A 17,620-nucleotide genomic window follows, 5' to 3' on the forward strand; every position below is an offset into this window, starting at 1 on the left:
ATCGTTGAATCGGTTACGGACCGCCAGGTCTGGAGGTCGAATCGCAGTGGACCTGACATCACCGAAGTGGCCGCGACCTGCGGATTCGCCAGTGATGCGCATGTGCCGTAAGCCGGATCAGATGCAATACCGCTCAGAACCGCGGCCACGCCAGCCGTTGCTGGCTCCGTCCCACACACCGAACTGGCCCGCTTCGGTGTCTGGGCGCACCTTGAATCGTCCGAACATGACCCCAGGATGCCATCAATCGAAAATATGTTCTACTGGAGTCTGGGTGGCCGGACAAGGACAGCCGAGCGGGGAACGGGAGGTGGTGACGGTGGGCTACAACAACCCGCCGATCCCGTGGTCGGAACTGGAACGGACACTATCGGACCGTTCCCGACCGGACGGGCACGGCGGCCGCCCGGTCGAGGCTGACGGCGGGGACAGCCCGGCCTGGTCGCAGCATCGGGCGCCGTACGCGCCGCCGCAGGTCGAGAAGGCGCAGCGACCGGCCGGGCCGGTGACTCCGTATGCGGAACTGCACGCGCATTCGAACTTCAGCTTCCTCGACGGCGCCTCGTCGCCGGAGGAGCTGGTCGAGGAAGCCGTCCGGCACGGCCTGCACGCGGTCGGCCTGACTGACCATGACGGGTTCTACGGTGTCGCGCGGCTGGCCGAGACCGCCGCTGCGTACGAGATGGCGACCGTGTTCGGCGCCGAACTCTCGATGGGGCTGACGACGCCGCAGAACGGTGTCGCCGACCCCGAAGGCTCCCACCTGCTGGTGCTCGCGGAGGGTCAGGAGGGCTATCACCGATTGGCTGGCGCGATCACCGAAGCGCACTTGGCCGGCGCCGAGAAGGGCCGCCCGGTCTACGACCTGGAAGACCTGGCCGCCCGCGGCCGCGATCATTGGCTGATCCTGACCGGCTGCCGTAAAGGCCTCGTTCGGCAAGCCTTGTCCGGTTCGAAGCGCGGCGACAGCACGGCCGCGGCCAGGGAGCTGGACCGTATGACGGCGCTGTTCGGCAAGGACCGGGTGGTGGTGGAGCTGATCGACCACGGCTATCCCGCCGACTCGACCATCAACCACGCCCTGGCCGACCTCGCCCGCGTCGCCGGCCTTCCGACCGTGGCCACGGGCAACGTGCACTACGCGGCGCCGCGGCGCCACAAGCTCGCCGCCGCGCTCGCCGCCGTGCGGGCTCGCAGGTCGTTGGAGGAGATGGACGGCTGGCTCCCGGCCGGCCCGAGCGCGTTTCTGCATTCGGGGGAGGAGATGGCCGCGAAGTTCCGGAACTTCCCCGGGTCGGTGGCTCGGTCGGTGGAGTTGGCGGACCAGTTGGCGTTCAACCTGCGCAAGGCGAAACCGCGGCTGCCCAAGCAGGAGGTTCCTGCCGGCCACACGCCGATGTCGTGGCTGCATCATTTGGTGATGGAGGGGGCCGCCGAGCGGTACGGCACCCGTGCCGAGCGCCCTGACGCCTACGAGCGGCTCGAGAAGGAGCTCGCGGTGATCGAGGCGCGTGACTTCCCGGGCTATTTCCTGATCGTGCACGACATCGTCGCGTTCGCCCGGTCCCAAGGGATCCTGTGTCAGGGGCGCGGGTCGGCGGCGAACTCCGCCGTTGTCTACACGCTGGGTGTGACCGCGGTCGACGCGATCTTGTACGAGTTGCCGTTCGAACGGTTCCTGGCCTCGACACGGGAGGAGGAGCCGGACATCGATGTCGACTTCGACTCCGACCGGCGCGAGGAGGTCATCCAGTGGGTCTACACCAAGTACGGGCGCCGGAACGCCGCCCAGGTGGCGAACGTGATCACCTACCGGCCACGGTCCGCAGTCCGCGACATGGCCAAGGCCTTCGGCTACTCGGTCGGGCAGCAGGATGCCTGGTCCAAGCAGGTCGACTCCTGGGGCGGCCAGGTCAGTTCCGGTGACCATGACATCCCCGCGCCCGTGGTGGCGATGGCCGAAGAACTGCTGAAGTTCCCGCGGCACCTGGGGATCCATTCCGGTGGGATGGTGCTGACGGAGCGGCCTGTGGGGGAGGTGGTGCCGATCGAGCATGCCCGGATGGAGAACCGGACCGTGCTGCAGTGGGACAAGGACGACTGCGCCTACATGGGGCTGGTGAAGTTCGACCTCCTCGGTCTCGGGATGCTCGCCGCGCTGCAGTACACGATCGACACCGTCGCCGAGAAGCTCGGCGAACAGTGGGAGCTACACACCATCCCCAAGGAAGAACCCGGCGTCTACGACCAGCTCTGCAACGCCGACTCCGTCGGTGTCTTCCAGGTCGAGTCTCGCGCCCAGATGGCCACCCTGCCCAGGTTGCGGCCGCGCCGGTTCTATGACCTGGTGATCGAAATCGCCCTGATCCGGCCCGGCCCGATCCAAGGCGACGCGGTCCATCCGTTCATTCGCCGCAAGAACGGCGAAGAACCCGTCACCTACCCCCACCCCGCCCTCGAACCGGTCCTCGAGCGCACCAAGGGCGTGCCGCTGTTCCAGGAACAGCTGATGCAGATGGCGATGGCGATCGGCGGCATCAACGGCGACGAAGCCGACCTGCTCCGCCGCGCGATGGGCTCCAAACGCGGCATCGAAAAAATCTCCACCCTGAAGCAGCAGCTGTACGACGGGATGGCCGGCCACGGCATCACCGGCGCCCAAGCAGACGACATCTACGCGAGGATCGAAGCCTTCGCCAACTTCGGGTTCGCCGAATCCCACTCGATCAGCTTCGCCCTACTCGTCTACTCCTCCACCTGGTTCCGGCTGCACTACCCAGCCCCCTTCCTCGCCGCCCTCCTCCGCGCCCAGCCGATGGGGTTCTACTCACCCCAATCCCTGGTCGCCGACGCCCGCCGGCACGGCGTCCAGGTCCGCCGCCCAGACCTGAAACTGTCCGGCGTCTACGCCGAACTGGAGTCCCTGGACGACGAGGATCTGAAAGCGGCCCCGCCCGGGAGCCCGGCCTGCCTGGAGGATCCGCAGCCGCCGGTGGGGGAGTTCGACGAGCACGCCCAGTTCGACAGCGCGACTCATCGGCGCGACGGCCGCTTTGCTGTCCGGTTGGGCCTGGCTGAGGTGAAGAAGATCGGCGCGAAGGTCGCCGAACAGATCGTCACCGAACGCACCGACCACGGCCCGTACGCCAGCATGCCCGATCTGGTTCGCCGCACCGGACTCACCGAACCGCAGGTCGAGGCGCTCGCGACTGCCGGAGCGTTCGACTGCTTCGGGCTCACCAGGCGCCAAGCGATCTGGGAATCAGGCCGCGCCGCCGAAGAACGCCCCGGCCAGCTCGCCGGCGTCACCGCCGCCGGCCCACCGCCAATGCTGCCCGGCATGACCGACGTCGAGATCGTCATGGCCGACCTGTGGGCCACCAGCATCACCACCGGCAAACACCCCATCGAAGAAGTCCGGCCACAACTCGAAGCCGCAGGGATCCTGTCCGCCGAGCAACTCCGCGGCACCGAAGACGGGATTCGCGTCAAGGTAGCCGGGCAGGTCACCCATCGGCAGCGGCCCGCCACCGCCTCGGGGGTCACCTTCATGAATCTTGAAGACGAAACCGGGATGATCAACGTCGTCATCTCCGTCGGCTGCTGGACCAAATACAGCCGCATAGCCCGCGACTCCAACGCCCTCATCATCCGCGGCCGCGTCGAACGCGCCAAAGGCGTCGTCAACCTCGTCGCCGACCGCCTCGAACGACTCTCACTGGCCGCAAAGACCAACTCACGGGACTTTCGCTAGGCGCTGAGAGCGAACCGCTCGCCGAGGACTGACCAGCCAGGCGAGCCCGTATCCGGTCTGACAACTTAAGGGGCTCGCGCATTGCGTTGATACGAACGCCGAGCTTCCATCGAACCGCGCACTTCGATGATCTTGCCTCCAAACCGTTCGAAGGTTGCACATAGGCCGCGCAGGTACCCGTCTTCCGGGCCGCCGGCCGCTTCCGCAGCGTTATCGCTACGCTCAGCTCTCAACCACAGGCGCGCGAACTCCTTCACCGGCACGCGCAGATTTAGCAGCTACTCCTTACTACGATCGTTGGCTCGTGCCACTGCATCGCCTTTAACGGCTTGGTGACGTGACCTCCGCCGCCACAAGATCAGTGCGAGGACCGTCAGCACAGCGATGCGGCGTGGCTCTAGCTCCTCATGTTCTTCGGTCGCTGGCTGTGCGTGGTCCCGGTCGAGTTTCGCGGCTCTCCGCTGTTCGCGCTTCGTCCGCCGCCTCGCTTCTGCGGCGGCGTACGCGTCGATCTCATCCCGGTTGAACATCCTGACGAGGAGACCGCCGAGCTCACCATCGGCCAGCGTTGCAAGTCCGAGAGTCCCGGCGGTGGCCAGGATGACCGCACCGAAGAGGCCGTATCCAAGAGCGCTGGATCCGGCCTTCCAGTCGTACTGCGTTGAGAACGCGAGGAAGAGCGAGATCGGGACGCCAGCGCCGATAAAGCCTGCGCCTCCAAGCAGCGATACTCGGTGGCCGACCCTAAGCAATCGGCCACTCTCCTCGGCCACCTGCGGCCCGATGTCGCTTTGAAGCAGACGTAGTCGGGCTGCCGCGCGATCCGTCCAGCGCGCGTGGAACGTAGCCCACGAAGTCAGCATGAACAGGCTGAGCAGGACCCAGGACAAACCGACCGCCGGCGGATCCACCGCCCACCCGTTACGGGCAAAGTCGATCGTGATCCAGCCGAAGTAGATCGCCGATACGACGAAGGCCGTAAGGGCTAGTAGATCCGACATCGTGACAGTGGGGTACCGGCTGTAGGCGATGAGCTCCATCGCTCGTCGGCCCATGTCCTCCCGAAGCGCCTCCTTGGCCTTCTCGGGCAGCGTTTCCACCACGGCCGCGTCGGCTCCAAGGTCTCGGCGGTGTCGGGCCACGCTTCGGATGCTCGGCCCGAGGAGCAGCCCAAGAAGCACCGTTACGACGGGGACGACGTACGGTGCCAGCTCCAGGAAACGACGCATACCTGATCTTCCATGATGTATGTGATCCGCGCCGATCAACTTCGGCGGGAACTCGCCACCCCTAGGGGCGGTCCTCATGCGTCTCGTAGAGGAACGTCCCGAGTGTGGTGGCACTGCCGACCGCGAGCCGCGCGTGTCGCGCAGTAAGGCGGTATCGCGCCTGTGAGACGGACTTTCCGTGCCCGCTCCCGTGGGCATTGCGTAGCTCAGCAGTGCCCTGGACGAGCGACGCGAGGTTCATCAGCATCCGCTTGATGGTTTCCGCTCCGCTCGCCGTCGCGGCGATGTCACTCGGCGTCAGTTGCAAGACCTGCGTCGTCTTGCGGACGAGTGCCGTCAGTTTGTCGTTCTTGCTGTACTGCTCGTTCCGTTCTTCGAGGATCGTCTTGCAGATGCTCTCCACGAACTCCTTCGCCGTGCCGATCGCCAGGTCAGGGTCTGTATCAACGGCACCCTCCATCCGGGTGACCTGCTGCGAGATGTACTCGGCGTCAAGGCGCGCAGCCACTTCATGCGCGAATGCGACACCGAGGCCACCCCCGCTTCCAACGCGCGCCGGAGCGTACACCGGGCGGCCCGAGATCGCCGATTGTGCCTTGAGCATCCAACCGTCTGGCGCCAGTAGGCCGTTTAGATCGGTGACGATCTCTGCCGCCCGATCAGTGTCAGGCTGTACCAGCGGATGCACCACCTGGGCAAGGAAACCCAGCAGGATCTCGTCTGGCCCGCTCGCCAGGTCGAAGCGTGAGTCGGTGAAGATCCAGTCATCCTCCCAGTCGTAGTTGTTCTCGCGATGCTGGACGATGTCGCGCTCGGCCGTCGTGTACCGCGCGTCGGTCGAAGGCAGGGCCTTCAAGTCATACAGGCGGGCTAGGAAGGCGATCTCGCTCAGCCGACCCCACCACGGAACGCCGGCGGTCCGGAGATAGTCGAACAGGTCGCGGCGGGTGATATGACTAATCCGCCTCGACCGATCGGCGGACTCTTCGAATGGGTCGTGGAGGCGTGCCATGTGTGGAGCGTAGGCCGCAGTGCGGTCGACGTAAAACGAGATCGGACGGGCGCCGGCCGGTGGAACGGATGGTTTGCCGGGTCAGCCGACGAGCTGGTCCGGTACCTCGATCGGCGGACGCCCGGAGTGCCGCCGGGTCCACGCAAAACGTGGCATTCACGCCAGTGAGAGTAGCTCGTCGAGCAGGGCCATTCGCGACCTCGCAGCACCATGACCTCGGCCTGCGCTGGCTATGAGTCTGGACCCCGGTGACCTGGCGCCCGACATCCCTGAGAAGACTATCGCCCGACTCAGGCCCATGTTGGCCGACTTGCAAGAGTCCGGGTCGATTTCTGCGTCGATCAGGTACGTGCCGTGGCCCAGACAGCTCAGGCATGCGGTGCGTGGCCACTGGGGTTCCTTGACGCGACCGGCAAGAAGCCTGCCGAGATCTGCGCGGCGCGCCCGTCAGTCAGTCTCGTCGGACTTATTCGCTGACTCGATTGCAGCGAGAAGCTGTCGGTCCTCCCTGCTCAAGCGCCTCGGTTCTTTCGGGATGCCAAGTTCGGTCCGAACCGCTCGTTCAAAGTCAAAACGGACACTCAGAAGATGCTCAGCAGTGGGGAATGCTGCGTCTTCAGGGTCGAACACAACGCACATCTCAAGAACCGTTGCCACTGCCACTGCGGCTTCGCGGGTGCTTGGCGAGCTGAGGAGGTCGATGTCGAGCATGCAGGCGTCTGCCTCGTTCATTGCGAGCACGAACCGTCTGTCGTCTAGGTCCTCCGACTCCGTAGCTCCCGCGTAAATCGAAGAAGCCTGGCGGGCGGACTTACTCAACGCGCGGTATGCGTCAAGTCTCTTCTCGTGCCACCGGCGCCGATCATCCGCCTTCTGTTTCGCGACGTAGAGCCCCAGGAGCACGAACTGAGCGACGACCACGCCGACGAGCGGTACCCAGTTCTCCATCTCGGAAGGCTAGTCGAGAACGCCAGGATTCGCCCGGCCGTACGCCCATCTGTCGACGTTGGTCAACCCGCCTGCTTGGCTCCCTGCCGAGTTGACCTCTTATGGATCAAGGGCGCGCCTCCGGCGCGCCAGGCCGGGCACGCCCTCCGGGGCAGGTGTGGGCGATCTGCTGCACACTTCCGCTATGGCAGATTTTACGCTAGCGAACGCGCTCATGAGTGCTGGCATTGCTGCGCTCACAACCCTTGGCGTCGAGTTTGCCGCGAAGCCTGCCCTCGAGGCTCGCAAGGAGCGGATCCTTCACGGGCACCGGAACCGGAGGGACATAGCGCAAAAGCTGGTGGCACTTGAGACGAAGATAACTGAGGCGCCAGTCCACATCATCACGCGAGGTGTCGGTGATGTGCTTCCGGAGTTGGTTGAAGCCAACGACGCGTTGAGTAGCGATCGGGTATGGATCCGCGCGCATTGCCCACCTGCGATCATCGATCTCTTTGAAGAAGACTATGTCGCCAGGAATGCGTTGTTTTCCGGCACGTTGATATTGCACGCCACGTTCATGCGGAATCCCCTCATGCAGGAGCCGCCTGCAGAACGGCGCGAGCTGGAGCAGTACATGTTGCAGGCAATTTGGGGATCTTGGGGGCACTATCTCGCCAGATCCTCCAACGTCCCTATCCGCTACCTCCGCACATCAAGCGGTCACGTCATCAAGCTACGGAGGTTGGAGGGAGCTGCAAAGGGGGTTCTATCTCGAAGAGTGTCGGTCGATGCTCAGTTGGCAGCTGCAGCGGCAGCAGCAGCCGCGCGAGCAAGTAGCAGCGCGAAGGCACAGGGTGCGGCGTCACAACGTTCGTAGGGTCTCGTGATGAGATCGGCAGCGGCCGGGCATTGAGCGATTAGCGGGCGATTACGAGGGGGCGGCTGGGGCCAAATGGGGTCACTCGGCGGCCACCGGCTTACGGCCAAGGCCAAGTGGCAGGCGGGGTGGAGACCGGTCTTCCAAACTGGTGATGCGGCGTTCGTCTGGAAGCCATCAGTGGGACGGGCAGCTGTGGCGATGGTACCTAGCGCGGCCAGTACTTCGGCGGTTCGCGCCGAGGGTCGGTCATGGTGAATCGCGACTTCAGGCTTGGATCGAGGCCCTTGATTGCGATCAGTCGCTGACTGTCGACGGATTCCAACTCCTGCATGATCAACGGCATCGCGGCCACGATTGCCGCCAGGGCTAGACCGAGTCCGACCAGGCCCCTTCTTCGCTGGCGGAAGGTGACGTGGTGGAACCCGCTCTTCTTGATGGCTGTCATCTCGTTGGAATCGTTCAACTGGTTTCGATCGTTCGTCACGATGACGTCGAACCCCGCGCGGGCGGCATCGGCCAGGACGGACTTGTCTTTCTTCCCTGACCAGTTGAGGCCGTGGATGTGGTCGACCCGATGTGTCGGTAGGAGATGCCTCAGCACTGCGAGTGCCTGGATGGGGACATCCTCATCCAGCAAAACGCGCATCAGGCTGCGTTGCCCCGACGGGCGCTGTATTGCCGCACGTACCTCGCGAACTCAACAGCGTCACTAGCTGCGGATGCGCTAACGGACGGGTAGTACTCGGAGATCGACTCAGGCGGCACGCCATCTTCGACGAGGTCGGCGACGAGCTCGAATGGAACCCTCGTCCCATCGACGACGGGGTGTCCGCCAAGGATCTCGGGGTTGACGGCGATGGCCGGTTCCGGGTGACGCAGGTCTGGAACTGTGACCTGACCGACCGCGAACGGGCGCAGCACGTCAGCCATCACAACAGTCACTTGCTGACCGGGGCGGTGAACAAGGTCAATCGCCTCGACCTCACTCCGGACGAGCACCGCGCTTCTACCGTCGGCCACAAGCCGGTACTGAGACAGGTGCCCTGTCTCGCCAAGGTCCTTTAGGGTGCCTAGCGCGAACCTGACTTTCTGGAGCGAGAGTCGGTTCCGGAGGTAGGCACAGGTGCGCAGCGCAACAACATCGCGGAAGGAGTACAGGATTGGCCGCTCGGCGGAGATCTCCGGTACCAGAACTGGCTGGCCGTTCTCGGCGGCTTTGCGCCAATAGGCGAGCTGACGCACAGTCGCGCCTGACAGTGCGGCCGCCATCTCCGAGCTATACGACACGTGCCCCCCTCTCCCTCTTCCATGTTATCGGAACGCAATGGTTGCTGGCAGATACTACGCGTCGTCCTATGGGCGAAGTCGGATGCGACTTGCAAGCGGCGTGGAGGCCCCCGCGAGGCCGCCGAAGATCCTTGGACAGCCGTCAACGGCCCCCGATCACTGAGCATGATCAGCGCCCAGGATCGGGAGTTGTTGGCGCGGCGAGGCTCACTGGACCCGACTCGCAATGAGCAGGTCGGTCAGCGGCTTGCCAACAAGCTTCCTCGGATCGGACCGACCGACCCTGGACAATCCGTTGGATTGGCGCGTGCGTCCAGGCGTTCAGTGGTCAGCGGTGGACGCTCAGAACTATCCGGCCGGGGCACGTGGGCGCCTCAAAGCGAACGTCGGCAGGGATTGCACTTCTTCATGCCGGGATCTGCAACCGACCTCCGTCGTGGTGTCCGGCGTGTCGGTAGCGTGGAGCCATTCGTGGAGCGAACTGCTCCACACGGATGAGAAAATCGGGCATCGGAGATAGGTTCCTTGCAACGAACCACGCCTGAATACAGCAGATGTGACGGTGACCTTCCTCCTCGTAATGAGAAGGTCATCGGTTCGATTCCGATAGGCGGCTCCACCCAAACCCCCAGGTCAGAGGCCAGTTCCTCCGCCCGGGGGTCTCAGTCGAGGGCCTGTGCGATCTCCCACAGGTTGCCTGCCGGGTCTGCGAAGGCCGCGGTGCGCCTGCCCCACGGGCGGTCGATCGGGCCGTTCAGCAGGGTGACGCCATGCGCCTGTAGCTCCGCGGCGGCCGCGTCAGCGTCGTCGACTCGGACCGTGTAGAGCGCCCGCCCACCGGCAGTCGGCGCGGCGACCGCATTCGGCTCGATCAAGGTGGGTGCTTCGCCGACCGTGATCAGGTTGAGCATCAGGTTGCGGAGCCTGAGCAAGGCCGAGTCGGCGTCCTCGAAGATCACCTCGAGACCGAACACGTCGAGGTAGAACTTCTTGCAAGCCGCTACGTCCTCGACGAACAAAGTGATGACCTCGAGCTCGTCGAGGCCTTTGATCGGGCTGGTCTTCGTCATGCTGCTCTCCTGCTGCGTTGGGGCCGCTCACCGGCCGCGAGTCTTCGATGACGACATCGAGACCCCACGACGGATCTCGACATTCTCGCCAAACTTCTCGGCGTCTGACAGCTCTACTGGGCGAGAACTCATGGCTTCAGCATCCCGAACCGGCGGCATAGTGAGGCGTCGGAGCCAAGCCAAGCGGCTCGGGCAACGGCGCCCCAATCGCGGTAGGGAGCCCGACGCCGCCCAGGCCGAGGCCAACTGATTCGCCGTACTCCGGAAGTTCGCTCCAGCACGCTGCTGGGGCGGGCTTCTGTTTGCAGCAACCTGCAACTTTGTTGCCATTCGCAAGTCTCATGCTGAAGAATGCGCTGGCTGGGCCGTGGGGGAACATGGCCCTCTTCTTGTGTGGGGACCTCGATGAAGCGCGTTTCTGTACCTCTGCTTGCCGGTGCGCTGCTCACCGCCATGCCGACCACCGCGGCCTCCTCACCGTCATCCGAGAGGCAATCCGCATGAAGAAGCTCCCTGTCCTTGCCCTGGCCGGTGGTCTGGCGCTCTCCGGAGCCATCACGACCACCGCCTCGGCCGCCGAACCGGCGCCGACCAACGTCTCCGTCCAGTGGGCCGACGACGACCTCACGACGGTGCGGCTGAGCTGGGACGAGACGTCGCCGCAGCCGAACGAGATCGTGCTGTACAACAACCAGGACACCCCGCTCAGGCAGACCTGGATCCCGGCCGACGCCCCGAACCAGCTGGACGTCCCGAAGTCGACGATCGACGCGGGGTACACCAATCTGCAGTTCGCGGTCGCCGTCGGCACCCAGGGCGACCGGACTAGTCCGTTGACCGGCTCACCGCGCTTCGACTCGAGCCTCCCCGGCGCCCCTGAACTGGTCGTCGCGATCCCGTCGGGCACCAGCACGCTGAGCGCCGAGTGGAAGGCCGGCCCGGACCCCGCGGACCTGACCCCCAACGATCCGCTGGACCGGACTCTGCCGCCGCTTTTCTCGGCGAGCTACACCGTCGGTGACCAGCCGCCGTTCCCTGTCGGCCCGCTCGAGCAGAGCGGCACCCGGACTGCCTTCACCGCCGACACCCCCGCCTTCACCTTCTCCGTTGCCGACCGCAACGAATGGGGCCAGACGACCGCCAAGCTCGTCGACGCCGCCGCCAGCGCGCCCACGCTGAACGTGCCGCCGTGGGTCGTCTACGACAACCTGCTCGACCTCACCGGCAAGCTGGTGGGCACCGATGCCCGCACCGTGAACCTCCAGGCCCGCAACAGCCCGACCAGCCCCTGGTACGTCGTCACATCGCGCCTGAACACCACCGGCTCGTACATGTACACCTTCCAGCACACGCCGTCCCGCCAGTACCGCGTCGAGGTCCCGAACCGGTCCTCGGGCAACCGCGTCTGGTACGGCGGCTACAGCCCCATCGGCACGAACAACGTCCAGCACAAGGTGAACGCCTCGTTCCCCACCCCGACCGTCAAGCGCGGCGAGACAGCCCGGGCGACGCTCGGCGTCCTCCCCGGCCACAACGGCACGGCCACCCTCCAGCGCTACGTCGGAACGGCGTGGACCACGGTCGGCGCGGTCCAGTTCACCAACGGCCTCGGCAACGGCTACGTCCGCAGCACCACCCCCGGCCGCGTCTCCTACCGCTACTACGTGCCCACCGCAACAGTCGCCGGCGGCACCTACCAGGCGGCGTACTCCCCGACCTTCGTCCTCACCACGACCTGATACGGATTCCATGAAGATCATCTCCGCCCTGGCTGTTGCCGCTGGCTTGACCGCCTCCCTGCTCACCGCGCTTCCGGCGTACGCCGTCGATGAAGCGCCGACCAACCTCAAGCTCAGCTGGAAAGCCCCCGGGTCCGAGTCGATCGTGGTGAGCTGGGACGAGGCCACGCCGGTCTCGAACGTGATCTCGCTGCGCAAGCGCGGGGAGACCGCTGTGTACAAGACCTGGACCACGACCGCCGATCAACCGAACTCGGTCGAGATCTGGAACGCCTGGCCCTCCGACTACGGTCAGAGGGTCGGGCGGGACGCACCGCTGGAGTTCGTCGTGTCCGCGGGCTCGCTCGGCCCGGAGGCGGCGTCGGCGGGTTTCGACGCGAACACCCCGCAGGTCCCGCAGCGGGTCTCCTCGACGCTGGCCGCCTCCGGCGCGATGACCGTGAAGTGGAGGTCGCCGACTTGGACCGACACCACACCGAACGACCCGCTGGACCTGAATCTGCCGGTGACGTTCCAGGTGACCTACGACCCCGCCAACTCGAGCTACTACGACGTCAAGATTGGTGGTCGGACCACAGCCACGCAGGTGACCTACACACTGCGGTCGGCGTACTCGCTGGCCGTGACCGCGTACAACGAATGGCACGACGTCACCACCAACAACATGCTGAGCGCCTACGGGACCAGCGTGACCGCGAAGGTCCCGGCCTGGGCGGTCTACAACCGCCAGTCGGCGGTGACCGGGACCTACACCCCGGCCTACGAGCAGCGACAGATCGTGCTGCAGGCCCGCAACACTTCGTCCAGCGCGTGGTACACGGTCAGTTCGGCCAAGTTCAGCAACGGCAAGTTCTCGTTCCCGTTCGGTACCGGGGGAAGCCGTCAGTACCGGGTCGTAGCGCCGGCGACCTGGTACGGCTCGTCGCTTGCCTACCAGGCGATCACCCCGACGACGTCGTCCACCACCCAGCTCGACGTGTTCGGCTTCTTCACCTCGCCGCAGGTCGGCACCTACGACCGGAACACTGCCGGCGTCTACATCTACCCGCAGGCGAACACGACCGCCACGCTGCAGCGCTGGACCGGCAACACCTGGACGACGGTCGGCCCGGTGCAGGTGAAGAACGGCACCGGCAAGGGCTACATCATCGCGCCCAAGGCCGGCCGGACGGCGTACCGGTACTACGTCCCCGCCACCATGTACGGCGGCGCCCGGTTCGCTGCGGCCTACACCAACACAATCGTGAACAACGTGATCCCGGGGATGGCCGGCCCGTGCCTGCCTTCGCAGGGCTGTACCTACTTGACCGGTCCTCACTGAAAGGCGTTGCTGTGCGCAAGAAGTGGACACCCCGTACCGTCGCGGCCTAGCCCGGCCGGCGTTTCGCCGCAGTTGGTGGCCGGAGGCAAGGTCACCCAGCTCGCCGACCCGCCGGATACGGCGAGGGAGCGGAGCTCAAGAACGTACTTGTAGATGGTGGCGCGGCTGACGCCGAGCAGCTTGGCGATCGAGGACACAGTGGCAGTACAGGTCCATCGTCATGGCCGCGGTGCAGGTGTGGCGTCTTGACCGATGCTGACGATAGGGCTCCGTTAGTGTTTCCGGCCTTCGCGCCATGCTCTCCGGTCGCGTGCTATCTGTGGAGATTCAGTGGCGATTGAAGGGGATACGGTGCGCGGGCCGATAGCGATTGTGGTTCTCGTAATCTGTGCTCTGATCGGTGTCGGCGGGGCACTGTTGGTCGTTCCGAAACGGATGACGAGGTTGCTCAACGACGCCTTCGTGATCGTCCCGAAGGTCGAGGGCGGTACCCGCTGGTGAGGCAGGCGATCGCGATGGCGGTCGGTGTGTTGCTGATCAGCTACGGGGTGATGATCGGCTGGGACTTCTTCGTGGCGGCGCGCTTCTTCGTGGACCCTGGATCGCGATGAGCCATCACAAGGTCAGAGGCGCAGCCGTGCCGCTGACGCCTGCCCCTACGAAGACCGGGATGTAGACGCCGGTCGGCCCTTGCGCCGCCGATCCAGACACACGCAGCCGTGCCACCAGGTCGTGGACCCGGAACACCAGCCAGCCCAGAGCTGCGCACTGGCACATCGTCCGGCGCAAGCGACCAACCGTCCCTCGATGACCCGTCAGGCAGGCCGATAGCTGAAGGATTCCGCCCGTTGAGGGAGCGGAAGTAGCGCCTCCGATACAGGTGCTGGGCGAGGAGCGTCACTGGGTAGGCGGCTCGCCAGAGTCCGCTCGCGGGTCGGGTCAGGGAGCGGATCGTCAGCCACACCGACCCGTCCGTTCGGCGATCCACAAGGAACGCCTCCGCCCCTCTCACCGGATGGCCTGCAAGCGTGCCGTAGGCGAATCATGAAATCCGGCCGAACCCGCCTGAAGATTGCCGCCGATCAAGGTCAGGCCTGACCCGTCATAGGTCAACATCCGCTCCGACAACACCGGTCGAGCCCTCAACATCATGGATACATGATGCGCAGAGAGCCCTGAACAGCCATCAACGGCTGTCGACTACTGGGCCCGCCCGACTCCGTCAAGGGAACCGTCGTACGCACCGCTGATCAGTCCCGGCGACCCTTCAGCCGGCGGCTAACCGCACGCTCGGCCTCCCGGGTCGCCTCGCGCTCGGCGAGCGCGTACCGCTTGTCCCAGGTCTTCTTGCCGCGGGCCAGGGCGATCTCGACCTTCGCCCGACCGTCCTTGAAGTAGAGGGTCACCGGGACGATCGTCAGCCCGCTCTCGTTGACCTTGCGCTCGATCTTGTCGATCTGGGCACGATGTAGCAGCAGTTTCCGCTTGCGGCGTGAGCCGTCGTTGAACCAGCGGGCCTGGGAGTACTGCGGGATGTGTACGCCGTGCAGCCAGATCTCCCGGTCCTCGACAGTGGCGAAGCCGCCGACCAGAGACGCCCGCCCGGCACGGAGCGCCTTCACCTCCATACCCTGCAACACGATCCCCGCCTCCCAGGACTCGCCCAGATGGTAGTCATGGGCAGCCTTGCGGTTGCGCGCGACCACGGGGTTGGCCTCAGTCTTCTTCACACCTTGATTCTGCCCCGACAACCCGACCAGCGCTCAGTCTGACTATCCAGGATCGCGATCAACTCGCTCTGCCAGGCGACTTCATCTGGATCGTTGCGACTGATGCGATCGAGGAGTCTGTCCGAGCGTCATCTCGCATCTCGCATCTCGTGTCCGCAAAGTCACACATGCCACTGCCTCGATCAAACGCTTCGTGGTCGCCTGGGATGTACCTGCGGGTCTGGGTCGATTAACGCGATTCCGCACCGGCCTCGGTGGTGCTAGCGTTTCGGTACAGGTCATGAGTGCCAGTGCGAAGCCCCGGCTTGCTGGTCGGCAACCCTCCGGTTTGCGGGTGGGGTGCTCCGGGTGAGGACCAGGCTCGGCACACGGGTGTTGAGCAAGCCGCGCACTGGAGGATTCATGCCGCTCGTCCCCGATCACGTAAGAGCCCGGTTTCCCAGCGGCCGATGCTCCTGGACAGGGGTGTTCTGATGACGTCTCTGCGGTTCCGTTCGGCGGGAGTCGATGACGCCGAGCAGATCGCGATGCTGCACGCTGACAGTTGGCGCAGGCACTATCGCGGTGCCTACGCTGACTCGTTCCTCGATGGCGACATCGCTGCCGACCGACGCGCGGTCTGGTCAGCGCGGCTAGCCTCACCCACCGACACTGGCACCGTGCTCGCCGAGCACGATGAGCGGCTGGTGGGCTTTGTCCACGTCGCGTTCGATGACGACCCGAGGTGGGGCAGCCTTGTCGACAACCTGCACGTCCACCACAGCCAGCGCCGTACAGGCATCGGCACCGAGCTTCTAGCCCGCGCCGCACGAGCCGTCACCGAACGGGCGACAGGCAACGCGTTGTACCTGTGGGTGTTGAAGCAGAACACCGCAGCGCAGCAGTTCTACCTCGTGTCGGGAGCCAGTTGCGTGGAGACGGCAACCGTCCCACCGCCCGGCGGAGACCCAACCCGCCTGAACGGCAGTCCCAGCTGCCTACGCATGGTCTGGCCCGACGCCTCCCGCCTAAGCCACTCCGCCGACGATCGCTGAGTCCCGGCTTCCGGCGTCAGCCAGCTGATGTGACCGCGGAACGGCAAGGGACCATCGAGACGTATCCCCGCAGTCTGCCTCACCGGTCGTCGCGCTCAGGAGCCTCGGCCGGCGGCCCCTCATCATTTCTCGACAAGAGGAACCATTCGGCGACGGGCCACCAGTGCCGGGTACTGAGTTCGACCCGTCCCCTCGACAGGGGTACCCAATGCCCCGGAGCGATTGGTTCGTGAGTTGAGGTCGCCGTGAAGACCGGAACATGGGCGTAGGGCGTGGGGTATTGGTAGGTCTCGTCGGGGGTGGGCACAACGTTGCGGACGTATCCCACGCAGCGCGTTGGCACCAGTCGACCAAAGAGGTCCTGGCTCAGGTCATCAAGTCCCACGGTCGAAGCGGTCCAGCCGTTGTCTCCTCCAAGGAACCGAGTCGGTAGGTCAAGCCCTTTCGTTACCTCGACGCAGAAGATCTCAGGCTCGCGACCAGCAACAACTCGAGTCAGCAGGAACCGAACGATGATCACTGGCTCCGGGCTTGCGGTGGAGTCGCACGCCCATACTTCTGCAGTGCTTCCGGGCGGTAGCCACGATGCGTCGGCAGTGCTTGCAACGAGTCGATCGCTGAAGGGCATCCCCGGATCCTACGGATCAGGAAGGTACGAGCAGGCGGCTGATTGCCTGGGAGATCGGGGTACGGGGCAGGTTGGGGAACTCGGCGCGCAAGGCGTCGTCGTGGCGGGTCGGCAGGTTGTCCATTGCTAATGCCGCGCGTGCTTGGCGGCCTAGTGCGGGGCGGACTCGGCCGATCGTGTTCGCCATCAGGTGCAGGATCGGGCGTGGTACTCGGCGGGGGTTACCGGGCCATCCTTGGTGCGCCATCACGAGTTTCGCGAGGTCCATCAGCGCGATCGGCTCGGGGCCGCAGATCTCCAGGACCCGGTTTCGTAGGGAGTCGTCGAGTACTGCCTGTTCGGTGAGCGCGGCCACGTCGTCGACGCTTACCCAGGAGACCGGGGCAGTGCCACGTCCGAAGATCAAGGGCCTGCCGGACGCGCCGGCTGTCTGAGTCAGGATGTCCGCCCAGGTCTCGACATACGCGTCTGATCTGACGATCGTCCACTTGCACGACCCGGCTCGCAGGCGCTGCTCGGCGGCGCACTTCATCCGGAAAAGTTCCATCGGGCTGTCGGCCGCGACGCCGACCGCCGAGACCAGTACGAACGAGGCCCCCCGTGCCTCCGCTGCCTCGATGAGGTTGATGTTGCCGTCCCGGTCAACGCTCTCCGGGGTGACGTCACCCGGGGCGACGAATCCTTGCACCGCCGCTACGACCACGTCGATCCCGTTCATGGCTTGGTCGAGGCCGGCCCGATCACGGACGTCACCGTGCACGACCTCGACTTTGTCCTCGAGCACTAGGACGGGAGTAGTCAGGCCACGGCTCAGCACCCGCACTCTGAGATCGCGGCGGCAGAGGTCGTTGGCGATCCGGCTTCCCAGGCGTCCCGTACCGCCTGCTATCAGAATCATGACCGTGGCTCGGTGAGCAGTTCGCGGACGGCCTGATCGGTGTCGACGTCAGCCTGGTCGACCAGTTCGAGGTAGAAACGCACCGCGGAGGCGCGGTCGCCCTCGACA

Annotated in this window: 14 protein-coding genes, 1 pseudogene and 1 riboswitch; of the genes and pseudogenes, 5 read left to right on the forward strand and 10 right to left on the reverse strand. The window is 65.3% G+C overall.

The window, feature by feature from the left end; all coding sequences use genetic code 11:
• The first annotated feature begins 319 nt into the window (after positions 1 to 319).
• On the forward strand, positions 320 to 3,754 hold the full coding sequence (locus VFG33_RS10725; protein ID WP_325025078.1) for an error-prone DNA polymerase: 3,435 nt from the start codon (positions 320 to 322) through the stop codon (positions 3,752 to 3,754).
• A gap of 278 nt (positions 3,755 to 4,032) precedes the next feature.
• On the opposite strand, the gene VFG33_RS10730 is transcribed toward VFG33_RS10725, so the two are convergent.
• The 3 genes from VFG33_RS10730 to VFG33_RS10740 form a co-directional block, all read right to left on the reverse strand.
• The gene (locus VFG33_RS10730; protein WP_325025052.1) at positions 4,033 to 4,983 is read right to left on the reverse strand and encodes a hypothetical protein; all 951 of its coding nucleotides are present in this window, start codon (positions 4,981 to 4,983) and stop codon (positions 4,033 to 4,035) included.
• A 61-nt stretch (positions 4,984 to 5,044) separates the two neighbouring features.
• Positions 5,045 to 5,995 carry an abortive infection family protein gene (locus VFG33_RS10735; protein WP_325025054.1) on the reverse strand — a complete coding sequence of 317 codons (951 nt, stop codon included), beginning with the start codon at positions 5,993 to 5,995 and terminating at the stop codon, positions 5,045 to 5,047.
• A gap of 447 nt (positions 5,996 to 6,442) precedes the next feature.
• The gene (locus VFG33_RS10740; RefSeq protein ID WP_325025056.1) at positions 6,443 to 6,943 is read right to left on the reverse strand and encodes a hypothetical protein; all 501 of its coding nucleotides are present in this window, start codon (positions 6,941 to 6,943) and stop codon (positions 6,443 to 6,445) included.
• Between the two features lie 184 nt (positions 6,944 to 7,127).
• On the opposite strand from VFG33_RS10740, the gene VFG33_RS10745 reads away from it, so the two are divergent.
• Positions 7,128 to 7,802 carry a hypothetical protein gene (locus tag VFG33_RS10745; RefSeq protein WP_325025058.1) on the forward strand — a complete coding sequence of 225 codons (675 nt, stop codon included), beginning with the start codon at positions 7,128 to 7,130 and terminating at the stop codon, positions 7,800 to 7,802.
• Positions 7,803 to 8,010: 208 nt separating this feature from the next.
• Here the strand turns inward: VFG33_RS10745 and VFG33_RS10750 are convergent, their stop codons facing one another.
• The 3 genes from VFG33_RS10750 to VFG33_RS10760 form a co-directional block, all read right to left on the reverse strand.
• The gene (locus VFG33_RS10750) at positions 8,011 to 8,451 is read right to left on the reverse strand and encodes a DUF5615 family PIN-like protein (protein WP_325025060.1); all 441 of its coding nucleotides are present in this window, start codon (positions 8,449 to 8,451) and stop codon (positions 8,011 to 8,013) included.
• Positions 8,451 to 9,074 (reverse strand): DUF433 domain-containing protein, encoded by a 624-nt coding sequence (locus VFG33_RS10755; RefSeq protein ID WP_325025062.1) that lies wholly within the window; start codon positions 9,072 to 9,074, stop codon positions 8,451 to 8,453. Before VFG33_RS10755 ends, VFG33_RS10750 begins: the two co-directional genes overlap by 1 nt.
• Positions 9,075 to 9,754: 680 nt before the next feature.
• Positions 9,755 to 10,162 carry a VOC family protein gene (locus VFG33_RS10760; protein WP_325025064.1) on the reverse strand — a complete coding sequence of 136 codons (408 nt, stop codon included), beginning with the start codon at positions 10,160 to 10,162 and terminating at the stop codon, positions 9,755 to 9,757.
• Positions 10,163 to 10,662: 500 nt separating this feature from the next.
• Between VFG33_RS10760 and VFG33_RS10765 the strand changes: the two genes are divergently transcribed.
• Positions 10,663 to 11,901, forward strand: coding sequence for a hypothetical protein (locus tag VFG33_RS10765; RefSeq protein WP_325025065.1), 1,239 nt, complete (start codon positions 10,663 to 10,665; stop codon positions 11,899 to 11,901).
• Positions 11,902 to 11,911: 10 nt separating this feature from the next.
• On the forward strand, positions 11,912 to 13,222 hold the full coding sequence (locus VFG33_RS10770) for a hypothetical protein (RefSeq protein WP_325025067.1): 1,311 nt from the start codon (positions 11,912 to 11,914) through the stop codon (positions 13,220 to 13,222).
• On the opposite strand, the gene VFG33_RS10775 is transcribed toward VFG33_RS10770, so the two are convergent.
• The 3 genes and pseudogenes from VFG33_RS10775 to smpB form a co-directional block, all read right to left on the reverse strand.
• The gene (locus tag VFG33_RS10775; protein WP_325025069.1) at positions 13,216 to 13,419 is read right to left on the reverse strand and encodes an HTH domain-containing protein; all 204 of its coding nucleotides are present in this window, start codon (positions 13,417 to 13,419) and stop codon (positions 13,216 to 13,218) included. The genes VFG33_RS10770 and VFG33_RS10775 overlap by 7 nt on opposite strands.
• Before the next feature lie 671 nt (positions 13,420 to 14,090).
• A pseudogene (locus VFG33_RS41245) lies at positions 14,091 to 14,252 on the reverse strand (DUF1990 family protein); the annotation flags it as partial.
• Between the two features lie 220 nt (positions 14,253 to 14,472).
• A complete protein-coding gene (smpB, locus tag VFG33_RS10780; protein WP_325025072.1) occupies positions 14,473 to 14,952 on the reverse strand; it encodes an SsrA-binding protein SmpB in 480 nt (159 codons plus the stop codon).
• Positions 14,953 to 15,228: 276 nt separating this feature from the next.
• A riboswitch (SAM riboswitch) is annotated at positions 15,229 to 15,344 on the forward strand.
• Between the two features lie 81 nt (positions 15,345 to 15,425).
• Between smpB and VFG33_RS10785 the strand changes: the two genes are divergently transcribed.
• The gene (locus VFG33_RS10785) at positions 15,426 to 15,986 is read left to right on the forward strand and encodes a GNAT family N-acetyltransferase (RefSeq protein WP_325025074.1); all 561 of its coding nucleotides are present in this window, start codon (positions 15,426 to 15,428) and stop codon (positions 15,984 to 15,986) included.
• A gap of 644 nt (positions 15,987 to 16,630) precedes the next feature.
• Here VFG33_RS10785 and VFG33_RS10790 read toward each other — a convergent pair.
• Positions 16,631 to 17,512 (reverse strand): SDR family oxidoreductase, encoded by an 882-nt coding sequence (locus VFG33_RS10790; RefSeq protein WP_325025076.1) that lies wholly within the window; start codon positions 17,510 to 17,512, stop codon positions 16,631 to 16,633.
• Positions 17,513 to 17,620: the final 108 nt, after the last annotated feature.

The organism is Kribbella sp. (assembly GCF_035687465.1).
GTDB lineage: Bacteria > Actinomycetota > Actinomycetes > Propionibacteriales > Kribbellaceae > Kribbella.